Origin of the sequence: Kitasatospora sp. NPDC087271 (assembly GCF_044744605.1) — a bacterium.
Classification (GTDB): Bacteria; Actinomycetota; Actinomycetes; order Streptomycetales; family Streptomycetaceae; genus Kitasatospora.
In genome coordinates, this window is sequence record NZ_JBIUYQ010000010.1 from 1 (window position 1) to 18,016 (window position 18,016).

The 18,016-nt window shown below is 73.5% G+C and carries 10 protein-coding genes and 1 pseudogene; all 11 read right to left on the reverse strand.

The window, feature by feature from the left end; translation table 11 throughout:
* Window positions 1-1,247 (reverse strand): biosynthetic-type acetolactate synthase large subunit (gene ilvB / locus ACIO9K_RS18485; RefSeq protein ID WP_400331104.1); only part of this gene is annotated, 1,247 nt, incomplete at its 3' end.
* Window positions 1,248-1,580: 333 nt separating this feature from the next.
* The gene (locus ACIO9K_RS18490) at window positions 1,581-4,514 is read right to left on the reverse strand and encodes a putative bifunctional diguanylate cyclase/phosphodiesterase (protein ID WP_400331375.1); all 2,934 of its coding nucleotides are present in this window, start codon (window positions 4,512-4,514) and stop codon (window positions 1,581-1,583) included.
* Between the two features lie 549 nt (window positions 4,515-5,063).
* Window positions 5,064-8,105, reverse strand: a complete 3,042-nt coding sequence (locus tag ACIO9K_RS18495) for a helix-turn-helix transcriptional regulator (RefSeq protein ID WP_400331107.1) — start codon at window positions 8,103-8,105, stop codon at window positions 5,064-5,066.
* Between the two features lie 134 nt (window positions 8,106-8,239).
* Window positions 8,240-8,398, reverse strand: a complete 159-nt coding sequence (locus ACIO9K_RS18500) for a hypothetical protein (RefSeq protein WP_159398431.1) — start codon at window positions 8,396-8,398, stop codon at window positions 8,240-8,242.
* A gap of 257 nt (window positions 8,399-8,655) precedes the next feature.
* Entirely contained in the window at window positions 8,656-10,167 is a 1,512-nt protein-coding gene (gene gatB / locus ACIO9K_RS18505; RefSeq protein ID WP_400331110.1) for an Asp-tRNA(Asn)/Glu-tRNA(Gln) amidotransferase subunit GatB, read from the reverse strand.
* A 77-nt stretch (window positions 10,168-10,244) separates the two neighbouring features.
* Complete coding sequence (locus tag ACIO9K_RS18510) at window positions 10,245-10,520, reverse strand: hypothetical protein (protein WP_350884604.1); 276 nt, start codon at window positions 10,518-10,520, stop codon at window positions 10,245-10,247.
* Entirely contained in the window at window positions 10,517-12,010 is a 1,494-nt protein-coding gene (gene gatA, locus ACIO9K_RS18515; protein ID WP_363582136.1) for an Asp-tRNA(Asn)/Glu-tRNA(Gln) amidotransferase subunit GatA, read from the reverse strand. Before gatA ends, ACIO9K_RS18510 begins: the two co-directional genes overlap by 4 nt.
* Window positions 12,011-12,015: 5 nt before the next feature.
* The gene (gene gatC / locus ACIO9K_RS18520) at window positions 12,016-12,312 is read right to left on the reverse strand and encodes an Asp-tRNA(Asn)/Glu-tRNA(Gln) amidotransferase subunit GatC (RefSeq protein ID WP_030057414.1); all 297 of its coding nucleotides are present in this window, start codon (window positions 12,310-12,312) and stop codon (window positions 12,016-12,018) included.
* A gap of 505 nt (window positions 12,313-12,817) precedes the next feature.
* Window positions 12,818-14,305: pseudogene (locus tag ACIO9K_RS18525) on the reverse strand (putative bifunctional diguanylate cyclase/phosphodiesterase); the annotation flags it as partial.
* 358 nt (window positions 14,306-14,663) lie between these two features.
* Window positions 14,664-16,958, reverse strand: coding sequence for an NAD-dependent DNA ligase LigA (gene ligA, locus ACIO9K_RS18530; protein ID WP_400331377.1), 2,295 nt, complete (start codon window positions 16,956-16,958; stop codon window positions 14,664-14,666).
* Between the two features lie 22 nt (window positions 16,959-16,980).
* Window positions 16,981-17,991: a methionine synthase gene (locus tag ACIO9K_RS18535; protein WP_400331116.1), complete on the reverse strand. Its 1,011-nt coding sequence runs from the start codon at window positions 17,989-17,991 to the stop codon at window positions 16,981-16,983.
* Window positions 17,992-18,016: the final 25 nt, after the last annotated feature.

The window sequence follows — 18,016 nt, forward strand, 5'->3', positions numbered from 1 at the left end:
GCGGCGTAGATCGCCTCCGGGCCGACCAGCCGGCCGATCCGTTCGATGACCTGCTGCGGGGAGAGCCGGCCGGCCGGGGCCGGTTCGTAGCCCAGCGGGTAGGTCTTCTTCCACTCGTCGAGCTTCTCCCACCACTGCGAGTAGTCGCCCTTGTGTCCGGCGTCGAACTCGGCCTGGACGGCCACGATCAGATCGGCCAGCACCTCGCGGGCGTCGCCGACGATCGGCACGTCGGCGGGGCGGTTCTTGCCGATCTCGGCGGGGTCGATGTCCGCGTGGACGACCTTGGCGTGCGGGGCGAAGCTGTCCAGCTTGCCGGTGACGCGGTCGTCGAAGCGGGCGCCGAGGGTGAAGAGCAGGTCGGTCTTCTGGAGTGCGGTGACGGCCGGGACGGAGCCGTGCATGCCGGGCATGCCCAGGTGCTGCGGGTGGCTGTCGGGGAAGGCGCCGAGCGCCATCAGGGTGGTGACCACGGGTGCGCCGGTCAGCTCGGCGAGGATCCGCAGCTCGGCGGTGGCCTGCGCCTTGATCACGCCGCCGCCGACGTACAGCACCGGGCGCTTGGCGCCCACCAGCATCTTCGCGGCCTCGCGGATCTGCTTGGCGTGCGGCTTGGTGACCGGCCGGTAGCCGGGCAGCGAGAGCTCGACCGGCCAGCGGAACGTGGTGGTGGCCTGGAGCGCGTCCTTGGCGATGTCGACCAGGACCGGGCCGGGGCGTCCGGTGGCGGCGATATGGAACGCCTCGGCGATCACCCGGGGGATCTCGGCGGGGTCGGTGACCAGGTAGTTGTGCTTGGTGATCGGCATCGTGATGCCGCAGATGTCCGCCTCCTGGAAGGCGTCGGTGCCGATCGCCTTGGAGGAGACCTGGCCGGTGATCGCGACCATCGGCACCGAGTCCATGTAGGCGTCGGCGATCGGGGTCACCAGGTTGGTCGCGCCCGGGCCGGAGGTGGCCATGCAGACCCCGACCCGGCCGGTGGCCTGGGCGTAGCCGGTGGCGGCGTGGCCGGCGCCCTGCTCGTGCCGGACCAGGATGTGGCGCACCTTGGCCGAGTCCATCAGCGGGTCGTACGCGGGAAGGATGGCCCCGCCCGGGATGCCGAAGACGGTGTCCGCGCCCACGGCCTCCAGCGAGCGGATGAGCGACTGGGCGCCGGTCATGGTTTCGACGACGTGCTGGGGAGCGGGAGCGTGGGCGGCCGTGGTGTCCCCGCGGCGGGGGGATGCGGCGTGCTCAGTCATCTGCCTGTCTCTTCTCGGAATGTGCCGGCCCGGTGGTTGCGGGCCCCGGTGGTGCGAAGGTGGGGTCCCGGTTGCGGGCCGATCGCCGGCTCTGCCCCAATCGTCCCGCTTCCTCCCCGGGAATCGGGGCGGATCGGGCGGTCGGGACCAGGGGTCTTGCGGTGGTGGAACAGCGTCAGTGCAACAAAAAACCCCTCGTGCCAAGGGCATGCGAGGGGTGGCGCGTCGGTCTGTCACAAGCGGGGCGTGTGAGCCCGCTCAGCCGACGCGCCCGCCAAGTACGAGAATTCGGGTGCGCATGGCAACGACCCTCCTCCTGTCCGGGGGCGCGTGTCAAGCAGGTGGGATGACCGTCTCGCCATGCGGACCCGACCCTGGACCGGTCGCCGCGCGGCGTTCGGGCAGGTCGGGGGCTCCGTGGTGATGCACGACACGCCCCCCGCCGCCCTCCCCGCGGCCACCCGTCCGGGCCTCCGCGGCCAGGTACGCGCGCCGGGCCGAGACCGAGCCGAGCGGCCTGGGCAGCGGGTAGCCCCGGCGCACCAGCGCCCGGCGCAGCCGGGTCTCGTCCAGCGGCGGCGCGAAGGCCGAACCCTGGCCCTGCCGGCAGCCCAGCTCCTGGAGCGCGGCGACCTGGCGGGGCAGGTCCACCCCCTCGGCGCCGGTGACCAGACCGAGGTCGTGGCCGAGCCGCAGGGCGTGCCCGGCTAGCGTGCGGCTGAGCGCGGACTCCCCGAGGTCCTGCACCAGCGTGCGGTCCAGCTTGAGGCCGTCCAGGGGCAGCCGGGCCAGCTCGCCGAGCGAGCCGCTGCCGGCGCCGTAGCCGGCCAGCACGGTGGTCACCCCGAGCCGGCGCAACGCGGCCAGCCGGCGGCCGAGTTCGTCGGCGAGCGAGTCCGGGCCCATCCGGGCCACCTCGATCACCAGCTCGCCGGCCGGCAGCCGGCTGTCGCGCAGCGCCGCGGCCACCGTCTCGTACAGACCGGGCGAGCACAGCCGCTCGGTGGAGAGCCGGACCGCGACCGGGACGGGCGCGGGGCCGCTGCGGCCGCGGCCGGACTGGCCGCGCCGGTTGGCCGCGGCCGTCACCGCCTCCTGGACCAGCCAGCGGGAGAACCGGGTGGCCGCGTCGCCGTGGTCGGCCGAGCGCAGGAACTCGGCCGGGGTGAGCAGCAGTCCGCCCGCCGAGCGCCAGCGGGCCTGCGCCTCGACGCCGGTCACCGCGCCGCTGGCGAGGTCCACCACGGGCTGGTGGAGCAGGGTGAAGCCGCCCTCGCGGACGGCGGCCCGCAGCCGCTCCTCCAGTTCGGTGCGGCGCTCCAGATCGGCCCGCATCGCGGGGTTGTAGAGCACCACCCGGCCCTTGCCCTCGGACTTGGCCCGGTACATCGCGAGGTCGGCGTTGCGCATCAGCTCGTCGGTGGCCGCCCTCGGGTCGGCGGCCGGGCCGCGTTCGGGGGTGCCGAAGGCGATGCCGATGCTGGCGGCGACACCGAGTTCGGCGCCGCCGATCCAGTACGGCTCGGAGAGCGCGACCCGCAGCCGCTCGGCGAGCTCCTGGACCTGGAGCCGGCCGAGCGGGCCGCAGACCAGCGCGGCGAACTCGTCGCCGCCGAACCGGGCGACGGTGTCCCCGCAGCGGACGGCCCCCTGGAGCCGGCGGGCCGCCTGCACCAGCAGTTCGTCGCCCACCTGGTGGCCGGCCGTGTCGTTGACCGCCTTGAAGCCGTCCAGGTCGAGGAAGAGCACCGCGACCCCGGCGCCGCCCTCGCCCTGCTGGCCGCGGGCGCCGAGGGCGGCCCGCAGCCGCTGGGCGAACAGCGCCCGGTTGGGCAGGTCGGTGAGCGGGTCGTGGAAGGCGTTGTGCTGCAACTGGGCCTGGAGTATCACGCGTTCGGTCACGTCCCGGCTGTTGAGGATCAGGCCGTCGCGGTGCCGGCTGACCGTCGACTCGACGTGCAGCCACTCGCCGTCGCCGGAGCTGATCCGGCACTCCACCCGGGCGGACGGCTCGGCGGTGCCCGGGGAGCGGTGGGCGGTGAGCCGGACCCTCGCCAGGTAGCGGCGGACCTCGGCGAGCACCCGGTCCACGTCCTCCGGGTGGACCAGGTCCAGCAGGTTGCCGCCGACCAGTTCCTCCGGGTCCCGCCCGTAGACGCCGAGCGCGGCCGGGGAGACGTAGGAGAGCACGCCGTTGGCACCGGCGATCATGATGACGTCGCTGGAGCCCTGCACCAGGGAGCGGAAGTGCGCCTCCTTGTGGGCGAGTTCCTGGGCGAGCGAGAGGTTGTCGAGCAGCATCACGCCCTGGCGCAGGATGAGTGCCAGGCCGACGGTGCAGGCCGCCGCGGCCACCACCCGGTCCAACTCCCGCCCGCCGAGGGCGTTGTAGAGGATCCCGGCGGTGCACACCGCGGCGGCCGCGTACGGGGTGAGCGCGCTGAAGGTGGTGGCCACCCGGCGGCGCGGCAGGCCTCCGGCCGAGGGGTGCTCGCGCAGCGGGCGGCGCCAGCGCGGCGACCACGGCGCCCAGGCCAGCAGCAGGCTGCCGGAGAACCAGCCGGCGTCCAGCAGTTCGCCCGAGCGGTAGCTGCTGCGCAGCTCCGGGGAGGTGAACAGGGCGTCGCACAGGACGGTGACGGCCAGCGCCACCATCGCGGTGTGCACGGCCGCCCGGTTGCCGTCCCGGCCGCCGAAGCGCAGCCCGACGACCAGGCTGACCAGCAGGATGTCCAGGACCGGGTAGGCCAGGTTGAGGGCCAGCCGCAGCGGCGAGCCGGCCTCGCCGGCGGCGATCCGGCCGAGCGCCAGGCTCCAGCTGAGGGTGAACAGCGAGCCGGCGATCAGCCAGCCGTCGAGCAGCAGGCAGAGCCAGCCGGCGGCCGAGCGCGGGCGCTGGGCGAGCACCAGCACACCGGTGATGGCGAGCGGGGAGAACAGCAGGAAGGCGTACTCGGCGAGCGAGTCCTGCGGCAGCGGGCTGCGGGCGACCAGTTCGTACCAGCCCCAGGTGCCGTTGCCGCAGGCCACCATGAGCGAGGAGAGGCCGAACAGCAGCCAGGCCGGGCGGGCGCGCCCGCCGGCCGTGCAGCCGTACACCAGGCAGGACAGCGCGGCCGCGAGCGCCGCCGCGGCCAGGCCGAAGTCTCCCATGAAGATGGAGAGTTGGAATGAACCCCAGCCGGTGGCGGCACCCAGGGCGTAGGCCAGGCAGAGCGCGCCGAGGACGAGGCCGGGCAGCGTCCGGCTCTCCCGGAGCCGGCACAGCGGGCCGCGCCGGCCGGGGGCGGACGCGCCGGCTGCGGCTGCGCCGGGCGTGGACGCGTCGGGCTCGGACGCGTCGGCGGGTGGCACGCCCGGCCGTCCGGCCCCGGGCAGCACCGTATCGGTGGAGCTCACTCGGCCTCTCCCCCTCCGGCCCGGGGCCTGGCGCCCCGGCCACGGGCCACCGGCCGCGCGCCTCTTGGCCGTACGCGGTGGCCTGGCGCCCCGTCAGGACGGAGGCCCAGGGGGTGGGCGGCCTTCCGGTCACCACACCGCACCGATGTTCCCGATCGGGACCCTACACCAAATCCGTCACTCAATGACACATGCACTCAACTTAGAGTAATGGCGACGGGGTGGGGAAATGCACCCGATTCCGGCGGATCGGCCCGGTTGGCGGCGGCGCGCGGCCGGGGGCTCACGCGGCGCGCACGGGAGCACGCGACGGCGCCCGGCCCCGGGCCACCCGGACCGGAGACGGTCGGGGGCCCGGCGCCGGGCGCACGGGTCATCGGGAGGCCCGGGCCGGACACGGCCCAGGTCCTGTCCGGCCTAAGCCGGATCGTCCGGGAACAACCGCAACCGGTGCGCCAGCGCCGCCGCCTCACCCCGGCCGGTGACCGCGAGCTTGCCCAGGATGTTGGAAACGTGCACGCTCGCGGTCTTCGGAGAGATGTACAGCTCCTCCGCGATCTGCCGGTTGCTCCAGCCGCGCGCCAGCAACCGGAGCACGTCCCGCTCACGGGGGGTGAGGCCGAAGGACTCCCCGACGGGCGGGGTCGCGGCCGGCCCGGCGGCCGGGCCCGCGGCCGCCACCGGGGTCAGCGTCAGCCCGGCCCGGTCGGCCAGGCCCGCGACCTCCGCCAGCAGCGGACGGTCGCCCCGGACGCTGGCCAGTTCCCGCGCCTCGCGCAGCAGTGCGGCCCCGGCCTCGCGCCGCCCGGCCAGCACCTCGGCCTCGCCGGCCCGCAGCAGGGCGACCGCCAGCGGGTACGGCAGCCCGGTCGGGCGCAGCGCGGCGACCGCGGCGGCCCACTGCTCCGGGGTGTCGGCGGCCTCGGCTCGGGCCAGTTCGCCCTCCAGCAGCCGGGCCCAGCCGTGGTGCACCGGCGCCCGCGGCCGCAGCCGGGCCGCCCGCGCGGCGATCGCGGCCAGCGCCTCGGCCCGGCCCGCCGCGGCCTCCGGCAGGCCCCGGCTGTCCGCCTCCACCGTGGCGGCCTCGACCAGCAGCGGGTACACGTCGGACTCGTGGCCGAGCCGCCCCTCCTCCGCCAGCGCGGCGAGCAGTTCCTCCCGGGCCTCCATCGGCCGGCCGGCGAGCGCGGCGATCCGCACCGCCAGCCGGCTGATCGGCACGCTGTGCTGGAGCTGGCCGACCCGGTTGGCCGACCGGGCCTGCGCCAGCATGGTCGCCGCGCCGGCCAGGTCCCCGCGCAGCAGCGCGAGGTCGCCGCGCATCCGGTCCAGGAACTCGGCGTGGGTGCCGGTCAGGCTGGTCAGCTCGCAGGCGTCGAGCACCTCGGCGGCCTCCCGGATCCGCCCCAGGTCGGTCAGCGCCTCGGCCAGGTTGCCGGTCAGGATGGTGCCGATGTTGCGCAGCAGGCCGTTGCCGTCCGCGTAGACCAGGCCCTCGCGGGCCAGCACCACCGCCTCCTCGGCCCGGCCCACCCCGCGCTGCATGCTGGCCAGGTTGTTGACGCCGCGCAGCAGCAGGTCGGGCACGCCCAGCCGGCGGGCCGCCTCGACCGCCCCGGCCAGTTCGGCCAGCCCGCCGTCGGCGTCGCCGTGCACGTCGTAGCGCAGGCCGCCGAGCGTCATCCGGGCGTGCACCTCGACGGAGTGCGCGCCGACCTCCTGGGCGATCCGGATCGCCCGCTCGGCCAGCTCGATGTGCTCGGGGCCGGGCTTCTTGAGCATCGCCACCCCGGCGCCGAGCGCGAACACCTCGGCCTGGACGGCGGACGGCGGCAGGTGGTCGACCAGCCGGTGCGCGTGGAGGATCTCCTCGTCGTCGCCGGAGCGGCGCAGATTGCCCAGCATCCGGGCCCGGTTGATCCGGAACCAGGCCGCGCGCACCGGGTGCACGGCCTCGTCGACCAGCCGCAGCCCCCGCCTGGCGAGGCTCAGGCCGCGCTCGCGGTCGCCGCAGCGCCGGGCCGCGACCACCGCCTCGGCCAGCACGTCGACCAGCTGGATCCGGTCGCAGTCCCCCTCGGCGGTGCTGTGGTCGCAGGAGCCGGGCGGATAGGTCTCGGCCCAGTCGTACGGGCGCAGGGTGTGCGCCAGCACCTCCTCGGAGACCATGTCCCACAGTTCCAGGGCCCGTTCCAGCATGCCCAGTTGCTCGGCGAAGGCGTTGCGGCGGCGGGCCGCCCGGGCGGCGTCCAGGGCGGTCGGCAGGGCGCGGGCCGGGTCGTGCGCGTGGTACCAGTAGTTGGCCAGCCGGGCGGGCAGGGCGTCGCAGGAGACCAGTTGCGGCTTCGCCTCCACGGCGAGCGCGAACTTGCGGTTGATCCGGTGCCGTTCACCGGGCAGCAGGTCGTCCGAGACCGCCTCGCGGACCAGCGCGTGCCGGAAGCGGTAGCCCTCGCCCTCACCGTCCGGGCGCAGGATGTTGGCGCCGACGGCCGCCCGCAGCGCCTCGATCAGCGCCTCCTCGTCGTCGTGCAGGACGGCCGCCAGCAGGGCGTGCTCGACGTGCGAGCCGCCCTCGGCGGCGATCCGCACCACCCGCTGGGCCTCCTCGTCCAGGCTCTCCACCCGGACCAGCAGGATGTCGCGCAGCGAGTCGGTGAGCCCGGCGCCGCAGCCGTCCTCGAAGGCGGTGGCCAGCTCCTCGACGAAGAACGGGTTCCCCTCGGAGCGGCGGTGGATGCGGTCCACCAGCTTCCGGTCGGGGTCGGCGGTGCCGAGGATGCCGGCCAGCTGGGCGGCGACCTCGCCGCGGCCGAACCGTTCCAGCTCCAGCCGCTGGACGGTGCGCAGCCGTTCGAGCTCGGCCAGGAAGGGGCGCAGCGGGTGGCGGCGGTGCAGGTCGTCGGAGCGGTAGGTGGCGACCAGCAGCACCCGGGACCGGTGCAGGGTGCGGACCAGGAAGGCGAGCAGTTCGCGGGTGGAGCGGTCGGACCAGTGCAGGTCCTCGACGGCGAACACGAGGGTACGCTCCGCGCCGAGCCGCTCGAACAGCCTCGCGGTGTGCTCGAACAGCCGGGCCCGGCCGTACTCGTCGTTGGGTTCGCCGTCGGCCTCGCCGAACTCTGGCAGCAGCCGGGCCAGGTGCCCCTCGCTGCCGGCCGCCGCGGCCTCCAGCTCGGCGCCCAGCGAGCGGTGCAGCCGGCGCAGCGCCGCGGCCAGCGGGGCGTACGGCAGGCCCTCGGCGCCGATCTCCAGGCAGCCGCCGAGCGTGGTGACCGCTCCCCCGGCGGCGGCCCGCAGCAGGAACTCCTCCAGCAGCCGGGTCTTGCCGACGCCCGCCTCGCCGCCGATCAGCACGGCCTGCGGGCTGCCGGAGCCCGCCCGGCGCAGCGCGTCGGTCAGTTCGGTGATCTCGCTGCCGCGGCCGACGAAGACGGGACTCACCGATATCTGCTGCATGGAGGCGAGCATGCCATAGCCGGAGGTGGCGGGCCGAGGGGTTATCTCCCCTGGCGAACGCCCGGAGGGGGAGGCGCTCCCCTGCTGCGCCTCCCCCTCCGAAACTCCCTCGGCACCGTCGTGGTGCCGGTCCGTCAGCATTCGCGCTGGCGCGCGGGGCGCCGCTGGAAGCGGGCGGCCACCGGACGCTGCCGCAGGCGGCGTCCCTCCTTGGCCTCCCGGACCAGGCGCTCGTGCTCGGCGCGGACGGCCAGCTCGTGGGCGTGCTGCTGGATGAGCTCGTACTCGATCACTTTCGGTTCCCCCTGTGGGTTTCACTGCGTTTCGCTGTCGAGTAAGAGCTTCCTCTCCCAGCGGGGGGTGCCGCATCGGAAGCCCTACCGATCTTCCGGGCCCCGGATGCCTTAGATCGGGGCCCCGGGAACGACCAAGGCCCGGTCTTACCTCGTTTTAGAGGTGAGACCGGGCCTTAGGCCTTACTTAGAGGGCCTTAGGTGCCTTAGATGCCTTAGGACCTCAGGCAAAGGCGCCCAGATTCTCTGGGTAGTGCTTACTGCCCCTCGGCGGCGAGCCGCTCCAGGATCAGGTCCTTGACGCGGGCCGCGTCGGCCTGGCCCCGGGTGGCCTTCATGACCGCACCGACCAGCGCGCCGACCGCGGCGACCTTGCCGTCGCGGATCTTGGCGGCGATCGCCTCGTTCTCGGCGATGGCCTGGTCGACGGCCGCACCGAGCGCGGAGTCGTCCGAGACGACGGCCAGGCCGCGCTTCTCGACGACCTCGTCCGGCTCGCCCTCGCCGGCCAGCACGGCCTCGATGACCTGGCGGGCCAGCTTGTCGTTCAGCTTGCCCTCGGCGACCAGCGCGGTGACCCGGGCGACCTGCGCCGGAGTGATCGGCTGCTCGCTCAGCTCGGTGCCGGTCTCGTTGGCCCGGCGGGCCAGCTCGCCCATCCACCACTTGCGGGCCTGGTCGGCCGGGGCGCCGGCGGCGATGGTCTCCTGGATCGGCTCGACGGCGCCGGCGTTCAGCACCGACTGCATGTCCTTGTCGGACAGGCCCCACTCGGCCTGCAGCCGGGCCCGGCGCACCCGCGGCAGCTCGGGCAGGCCTGCGCGCAGCTCCTCGACCCAGGCGCGGGCGGGGGCGATCGGCACCAGGTCCGGCTCGGGGAAGTAGCGGTAGTCCTCGGCGTTGTCCTTGATCCGGCCCGAGGTGGTGCTGCCGTCCTCCTCGTGGAAGTGCCGGGTCTCCTGGATGATCGTGCCGCCGTCGGTCAGCACCGTGGCGTGCCGCTGGATCTCGAACCGGGCGGCCCGCTCCACGCTGCGCAGCGAGTTGACGTTCTTGGTCTCCGAACGGGTGCCGAAGGTCTCGGTGCCGTTGGGGCGCAGCGACAGGTTGACGTCGCAGCGCATCTGGCCCTTGTCCATCCGCGCCTCGGAGACGCCCAGCGCCTTGATCAGCTCGCGCAGCTCGGCGACGTACGCCTTGGCGACCTCGGGGGCGCGCTCACCGGCCCCGACGATCGGCTTGGTGACGATCTCGATCAGCGGGATGCCGGCCCGGTTGTAGTCGAGCAGCGAGTGGGTGGCGCCGTGGATGCGGCCGGTGGCGCCACCGACGTGGCTGGACTTGCCGGTGTCCTCCTCCATGTGGGCGCGCTCGATCTCCACGCGGAAGGTCGAGCCGTCCTCCAGTTGCACGTCGAGGTAGCCGTTGAAGGCGATCGGCTCGTCGTACTGCGAGGTCTGGAAGTTCTTGGGCATGTCCGGGTAGAAGTAGTTCTTCCGCGCGAACCGGCACCACTCGGCGATCTCGCAGTTCAGCGCCAGGCCGATCTTGACGGCCGACTCCACGCCGATCGCGTTGACCACCGGCAGCGAGCCGGGCAGGCCCAGGCAGGTCGGGCAGGTCTGGCTGTTCGGCTCGGCACCCAGCTCGGTCGAGCAACCGCAGAACATCTTGGTCTTGGTGCCCAGCTCGACGTGGACCTCAAGGCCCATCACCGGGTCGTACGACGCGAGAGCGTCCTCGTAGGAGACCAGGTTCATGACGCTCACAGCGTCCCCTTCACTAAAAGACTTGGGAGGTACGGGCCCGGCCGCCGCTCGCGCGGGGCCGGGCCGGGGCGCTCAGCTCAGCCCAGCAGGACGTCGTCGGAGCCGAGCTGGCGCAGCTCGCGCACCAGCAGGGCGGTACCGGTGATCAGCGCGGCGGCGCCGACCAGGGCGTTGACCAGCTTGAGGGTGTCGCTCTCCTCGCGGGCCTTCCGGACGTCCTTGACGACCGAGACCGCGCCGAAGGCGCTGGTGCCGATGGACAGCCACAGGCCCGGCTTGCTGTGCTTGAAGCCCTTCAGGGACGACGGTGCCTTGAGGGACGACGGGGCCTTGGCCTTCTCGATCTTGCTCACAGTGCCGGTGCCTCCTCCAGCAGGGTGTGCCCCCACTTGTCGTTGAGTGCGGCCTCGACGGCGCCGCCCACCCGGTACAGGCGGTCGTCCGCCATCGCGGGTGCGATGATCTGCAGGCCGACCGGGAGATTGTCCTCCGGGGCCAGACCGCAGGGCAGCGACATGGCCGCGTTGCCCGCGAGGTTCGACGGAATCGTGCAGAGGTCGGCCAGGTACATCGCCATCGGGTCGTCGGCGCGCTCGCCGATCGGGAAGGCGGTGGTCGGCGTGGTCGGCGAGACCAGCACGTCCACGCCCGCGAAGGCGGCGTCGAAGTCGCGCGAGATGAGCGTGCGGACCTTCTGGGCCGAGCCGTAGTAGGCGTCGTAGTAGCCCGAGGAGAGGGCGTAGGTGCCGAGGATGATGCGGCGCTTGACCTCGGGGCCGAAGCCGGCCTCGCGGGTCAGGGCGGTGACGTCCTCGGCCGAGCGGGAGCCGTCGTCGCCGACCCGCAGGCCGTAGCGCATCGCGTCGAAGCGGGCCAGGTTGGACGAGGCCTCGCTGGGCGCGATCAGGTAGTACGCGGGCAGCGCCAGGGTGAAGGACGGGCAGGAGACCTCGACGACCTCGGCGCCCAGCTCGCGCAGCAGCTCCACCGACTCGTTGAAGCGCTCCATCACGCCGGCCTGGTAGCCCTCGCCGGCGAACTCCTTGACCACACCGATCCGCATGCCGCGCACGTCGCGCAGCTTGGCGGCCTCGACCACGGCCGGGACGGGCGCGTCGATCGAGGTGGAGTCCAGCGGGTCGTGCCCGGCGATGGCCTCGTGCAGCAGCGCCGCGTCCAGCACGGTGCGGGCGCACGGGCCGCCCTGGTCCAGCGAGGACGAGAAGGCGACCAGGCCGTAGCGGGAGACCGAGCCGTAGGTCGGCTTGACGCCGACGGTGCCGGTGACGGCGCCGGGCTGGCGGATCGAGCCGCCGGTGTCGGTGCCGATCGCCAGCGGGGCCTCGAAGGCGGCCAGCGCGGCGGCCGAACCGCCGCCGGAGCCGCCGGGGATGCGGGAGAGGTCCCACGGGTTGCCGGTCGTGCCGTAGGCGGAGTTCTCGGTGGAGGAGCCCATCGCGAACTCGTCCATGTTGGTCTTGCCGAGGATGACCACGCCGGCGTCCTTGAGACGGGTGGTCAGCGTGGCGTCGTACGGCGGGATCCAGCCTTCGAGGATCTTGGAGCCGCAGGTGGTCGGCACGCCCTTGGTGGTGAAGACGTCCTTCAGCGCGAGCGGGACGCCGGCCAGCGGGCCCAGCTCCTCGCCCTTGGCGCGCTTCTCGTCGACGGCCCTGGCGGCGTTCAGCGCGCCCTCGGTGTCGACGTGCAGGAAGGCGTTGACCTTCTTGTCGACGGCGCCGATGCGGTCCAGGTGCGCCTGCGCCACCTCGACGGCGGACACCTCGCCCTTGGCGATGGCGGAGGCCGTCTCAGCGGCGGTGTACTTGATCAACTCGGTCATCTCGGTCAGTCCTCCCCGAGGATCTGCGGCACACGGAAACGCTGCTCCTCGGCGGCGGGGGCGCCGGACAGCGCCTGCTCCGGGGTGAGCGACGGCCGCACCTCGTCCGCGCGCATCACGTTGGTCAGCGGGAGCGGGTGGGAGGTCGGCGGGACGTCCTGTCCGGCGACCTCGGAAACGCGGGCGACCGCGCCGATGATCACGTCGAGCTGCTCGGCGAAGTGGTCCAGCTCTTCGGGCTTCAGCTCAAGACGCGACAGCCGGGCGAGGTGGGCGACCTCCTCGCGCGTGATGCCAGGCATGCAGCGATCCTCAGGGTGAGTTCTGGTGAGGCCCGGCGCCGCGCGCAGGCGGTGCCGGGCCCGGGCAGGAGCAACCGGTCCGGTGCTCCGTCCTCGTGGTCTTTGGACCCCATCCTATGGGGCCCGGCCCGGCCACCGGCCAACGAGTGAGCGTGCGCGCCCGTCACTGCGGCCTGGTGCGGGCCCAACTCTGCGTGCCCGGCGCCTTGATCTCGATCTGCGCGGCCGACACGGGCTGGGGCGCGGGCACGGCCTGGACCGTCTGAACGGCCTGCACGGCCTGCACGGCCTGCGGGAGGGTCGGGGGCAGCACGGGGGGCAGCACCGACGGGAGGGTCGGGGGCAGCACCGGCACGATGGCCTGCTGGACCACCGGCTGGACGGCCTGCGGCAGCACCGGCTGGACCGGCAGGCCCTGGCCCCCCTGCACCGCGTGGAGGGCCGACGGCAGCCGGCCCGGCGGGGGGACCAGCCGCTCCACCGGCGGGGCGCCGGTGCGGTGCACCCGCAGCCAGGCGGTGGCCTGCTCGGCCGGCAGCGCCGCCGACACCAGCCAGCCCTGGACGGCGTCCACGCCCATGCAGTGCAGCCGCTCCCAGGTCTCGTCGTCCTCGACGCCCTCGGCGACCACGGTCAGGCCCAGCGAGTGGGCGAGCTCCACCGAGCAGCGCACCACCGCCGCGTCGTGGTCGTCGGCGACCATCCGGGAGACGAAGGAACGGTCAATCTTCAGCTCGCCGACCGGCAGGCTGCGCAGCCGCACCAGCGAGGAGTGGCCGGTGCCGAAGTCGTCCAGGGACATCCCGACGCCGTAGCCGCGCAGTTCGGCGAGGGTGTCGGCGGCCCGGCGGGAGTCGTCCAGCAGCAGCCGTTCGGTGATCTCCAGCTGGAGCGCGTGGGCCGGCACCTGGTGGCGGACGAGGTGGCCGGCGACGCGCTGGGCGAAGCCGGGGTTGAGCACGTCGCGCGGGGAGACGTTGACCGCGACCTGCACCTGGAGGCCCTGTTCCCGCCAGTAGGCGAGCTGCCCGACGGCGGCCTCCAGCACGTAGTCGGTGAGCCGGGGCATCAGGCCGCTGGACTCGGCGAGTCCGACGAACTCGTCCGGCGAGACCCGGCCCTGGCCGGGGCGCTCCCAGCGCAGCAGCGCCTCCAGGCCGACCACCCGGCCGTCGAAGGCCACCTTGGGCTGGTAGTGCAGCTGCACCTCGCCGGTCTCCAGGGCCCTCCGCAGGTCGCCGAGCAGCCCTATCCGGTACGGCGTGTCGGCGTCCTGGGTCTCGTCGTACTGCGCGACGCCGCTGCAACCGCGCTGGGCGTGGCCCATCGCCACGTCGGCGCGGCGCAGCAGCGCCTCGGCGTCCTGGGCGTGCTGCGGGTAGACGCAGACGCCGGCGCTGGCCTCCAGCACGAGCAGCAGCCCGTCCAGCCGGATCGGCGCGGCGAGTTCGGCGATCAGCGCCTTGGCGACCCGCTCCAGGCTGTCCGGGCAGTTGATGCCGGGCAGCAGCACGGCGAACTCGTCGCCGCCCATCCGGGCCACCATCGGACGGCCGCGCCGGTAGTTCCGGGGCAGGCCCGCGAAGACGTCGTCGATGGACTCCCGGGTGGCGCTGCCGGCCGGGCCTCCGGAACGCAGCGCGCGGTGCAGCCGGCGGGCGATGTGCACCAGCAGCCGGTCGCCGGCGGTGTGACCGAGGGTGTCGTTGAGCGATCGGAAGCGATCGAGATCGAGCAGGATGAGACCGACGCTGTAACCTTCCGCGCGCTCCGCGATCGCCTCCTGGGCGGCCATCAACAGGGCCTGACGGTTGGGCAGATCCGTCAGCGGGTCGGTCAGCTGGTCACGGGCGCGGTCGCGGGCGATCCGCCAGGCGGCGACCAGCACCGCCAGCGGCACCGCGAACAGCGGCAGCAGTTCGGGCTCGTACCGGTAGACCAGGACGGCCAGCGGGATGAGCGGCGCGGCACCGGCCAGCAGCACGCCGAGCAGCAGGACCGCACCTGCCACCCCCTGCGGCGGGCGTGTGGGCGCACCGCCGGTCGTACGATCCATAAGCCCTGTCCTCCGTCGGGCCCGCCCCGTCAGGCCGCCTTACGGTGAGGCACCGTGCCGGTACCGACAGCTGCCGGGCATGGAGCGACCCCGCGGAGCACCGGCTCAGCCGGTGCCCCCACCCCTGCTGACACTCTGTTGCGCTCCAGGGTATGCCGGGGTCCACCCGGTGGGCAGACTTTCGGACAACCGGAAACGCGCCACCGCGCCCGGGTGTCGCACAGTGACACAATGCCCGCTTCCACGGCGCGACACCCGGTGACGTTGCATCAGGACGATAACAAGACGGGCTCGGTCACGCTCCGCTCGGGTCGGCCTCCGGAGCTGACTCGGCGGGGGCCTCCCCGACCTCGGGCAGGCCGAGGTGGGCACGGGCCGCGGCCGGTCCGTCGGCGAGCAGCACGGCGAAGCCGGCGTCGTCCAGGACCGGCAGTCCGAGCTGAACGGCCTTGTCGTACTTGGACCCTGGGTTGTCACCGGCCACAACAAAATCTGTCTTCTTCGATACCGAACCGGTCACCTTCGCGCCGCGCGAGGTCAGCGCCTCCTTGGCCCCGTCCCGGGTGTGCCCGGCCAGGGTGCCGGTGACCACGACGGTCAGGCCCTCCAGCGGGCGCTCCGCCTCCTCCTCGTCGGCGGGCTCCTCGGTGAAGCGGACACCGGCCGCACGCCACTTCTCCAGGATCTCCCGGTGCCACTCCTCCTGGTACCACTCGACGACGGAGCGGGCGATGATCGGCCCGACCCCCTCGACGGCGGCCAGCTCCTCCTCGGTGGCCGAGAAGATCCGGTCGAGGTCCCGGAACTCCCGTGCCAGCTCCTGCGCCGCGACCGGCCCGACGTGCCGGATCGAGAGGCCGTTGAGGAAACGCCACAGCGGACGTTCCTTCACCCTCTCCAGATTCTCCAGCAGCACGCCCGCCGTCTTCTTGGGCTCGCCCTTCTGGTTCGCGAAGAAGGTGGCCTTCTTCTCCTTGCCGGTGCGGTCGTCCAGCTTGGGCATGCCCGTCTTCTGGTCGCGGACCAGCACCTCGATCGGCAGCAACTGCTCCATCGTCAGGCCGAAGATGTCGCCCTCGTCCCGCACCGGCGCCTCTGCCGGCTCCAGCGGCTGGGTCAGCGCGGTCGCCGCGACATAGCCCAGGCCCTCGATGTCCAGCGAGGAACGGCCGCCCAGGAAGGCGATCCGCTCGCGGATCTGCGCCGGGCAGAACTGCGCGTTGGGGCAGCGCAGATCGATGTCCCCCTCGGACATCGGGCGCAGCTCGGCCCCGCACTCGTGGCAGTGCGAGGGCATCACGAACTCCTGCTCGGTGCCGTCCCGCAGGCTCTCCACCGGGCCGAGGATCTCCGGGATGACGTCACCGGCCTTGCGCAGCACGATGGTGTCGCCGAGCAGCACGCCCTTGGCCTTGACGACCTGCTGGTTGTGCAGCGTCGCGTACTGCACCATCGAGCCGGCCACCTTCACCGGCTCGGCCAGCACCGCGTACGGGGTGGCCCGGCCGGTGCGGCCGATGCCGACCTTGATCGCGGCCAGCTTGCCGGTGACCTCCTCCGGCGGGTACTTCCAGGCGATCGCCCAGCGCGGGGACTTGGAGGTGGAACCGAGCCGCCCCTGCAGGGCGATCTCGTCCACCTTGACCACGACGCCGTCGATCTCGTGCTCGACCGAGTGCCGCTGCTCGCCGAAGTGGTCGATGAACGCCCGCACCTCGTCGAGCGTCCCGACCACCTTGTTGTGCCGGGCCGTCGGCAGGCCCCACGCGCGCAGCAGGTCGTAGGCGTGCGACTGGCAGTCGATGTCGAAGCCGACCCGGGCGCCGATGCCGTGCACCACCATGTGCAGCGGACGGGACGCGGTGACCAGCGGGTCCTTCTGGCGCAGCGAACCGGCGGCGGCGTTGCGGGGGTTGGCGAACAGGTGGACCAGCGCCTGCGGACGCCTGCCCTCCTTGGCGCGCTCCTCGTTCTCCGCCCGGCGGCGCTCGTTCTCCGCCGCCAGCGAGGCGTTCAGCTCCTCGAAGGCCTCGGTCGGCAGGTAGACCTCGCCGCGGATCTCGACCAGCTCGGGCAGGTCGTCGCCGGTGAGCTGCTGCGGGATCTCCTTGATGGTGCGGACGTTGGCGGTGATGTCCTCGCCGACCCGGCCGGTGCCCCGGGTCGCGGCGAGGACCAACTGGCCGCGCTCGTAGGTGAGGTTGACGGCCAGGCCGTCCACCTTGAGCTCGCACAGGTAGTGGTAGTCGATGCCGTCCAGCTCGCGGGCGACCCGGTCCGCCCAGGCCGCCAGCTCCTCGTCGTCCATGGCGTTGTCGAGGCTGAGCAGCCGCTCGCGGTGCTCGACCTTGGTGAAGCCCTCCGCGACGTCGCCGCCGACCTCCTGCGTCGGCGAGTCCGGCGTCACCAGGGCCGGGTGCGCGGCCTCGATCGCCTCCAGCTCGCGCATCAGGACGTCGAACTCGGCGTCGCTGACGACCGGGGCGTCCTGCACGTAGTACCGGGCGCGGTGCTCGGTGATCTCCACGACCAGCTCGGCGTGCCGCCTGCGCACCTCCGCAGGGACGTCCTCCCAGCCCTCGACAGCCACCACCGCAAGCCCTCCTACGTTCTCATTCCGGGTTGTCCACCAGGCTCTGCGCCGCCCGCGCCGCAAGCGACAGCGCCTTGCGCGCGTACGCCGGGGACGCCCCGGCCAGCCCGCAGGTCGGCGTCACCAGCACGCGGCGGCCCAGCAGCTCCGGGGCGAACCCGAGCCTGCGCCACAAGGTCCTGACACCCTGGACACTACCGGCCGGGTCGGACACCTCCTGGTCAGTGGAGGGCACGACACCAGCGAGGATCGCCGTGCCCGCCTCGACCGCCTCGCCCAGGTCGTCGTCGTCCCGCTCGGTCAGCAGTGAGAAGTCCAGCGAGACCCCGGCCACACCGGCCCGGCGCAGCAGCGGGATCGGCACGTCCGGCGCGCAGCAGTGCACGACGACGGGCGCGTCCAGGCCCCGGATGACCTCGCGCAGCACCTCCTCGGCGACCTGCCGGTCCACCGAGCGCAGCCGCTGGAAGCCGCTGGCGGTCTTCACCGAACCGGCCAGCACGGCGGGCAGCGAGGGCTCGTCGAGCTGGAGGACCAGTTGGGCGCCCGGGACCCGACTGCGGACGTCGGCGAGGTGGCGGCGCAGGCCCTCGGTGAGCGAACCGGCGATGTCCCGGCAGGCGCCGGCGTCGGAGAGCGCCTTCTCGCCGTACTTGAGCTCGATCGAGGCGGCCAGCGTCCACGGCCCGACGGCCTGCAGCTTGAGCGCGCCCTGGTAGCCCTGGGTGAACTCCTCCAGCGCGTCCAGGTCCTCGCGCAGCCAGGAGTGGGCGCGCCGGGTGTCCCGGCCGGGGCGGTCGGCGAAGCGCCAGCCGCTCGGCTCGGTCTGCGCGAACAGCTCGACCAGCAGGCCGGCGCCACGGCCGATCATGTCGGCACCCGGCCCGCGGACGGGCAGTTCGGGCAGGAACGGCAACTGCTCCAACGCCCCGGTGGAGGTCTTGGCGGCCTCCCGGGCGTCGGTGCCGGGCAGCGAACCGACGCCGGTGGCGGCGCCGCGCAGGTCGGGGAAGGGCTGTGGGGTGCTCACCCGCCCGAGCCTAGTGCGCGGCGCC

Coding starts and splice junctions, on each gene's coding strand:
- ACIO9K_RS18495 (WP_400331107.1), bottom strand. CDS start 8,105: ATGCAGCAGATATCGGTGAGTCCCGTCTTCGTCGGCCGCGGCAGCGAG.
- gatA (WP_363582136.1), bottom strand. CDS start 12,010: ATGACCGAGTTGATCAAGTACACCGCCGCTGAGACGGCCTCCGCCATC.
- gatC (WP_030057414.1), bottom strand. CDS start 12,312: ATGCCTGGCATCACGCGCGAGGAGGTCGCCCACCTCGCCCGGCTGTCG.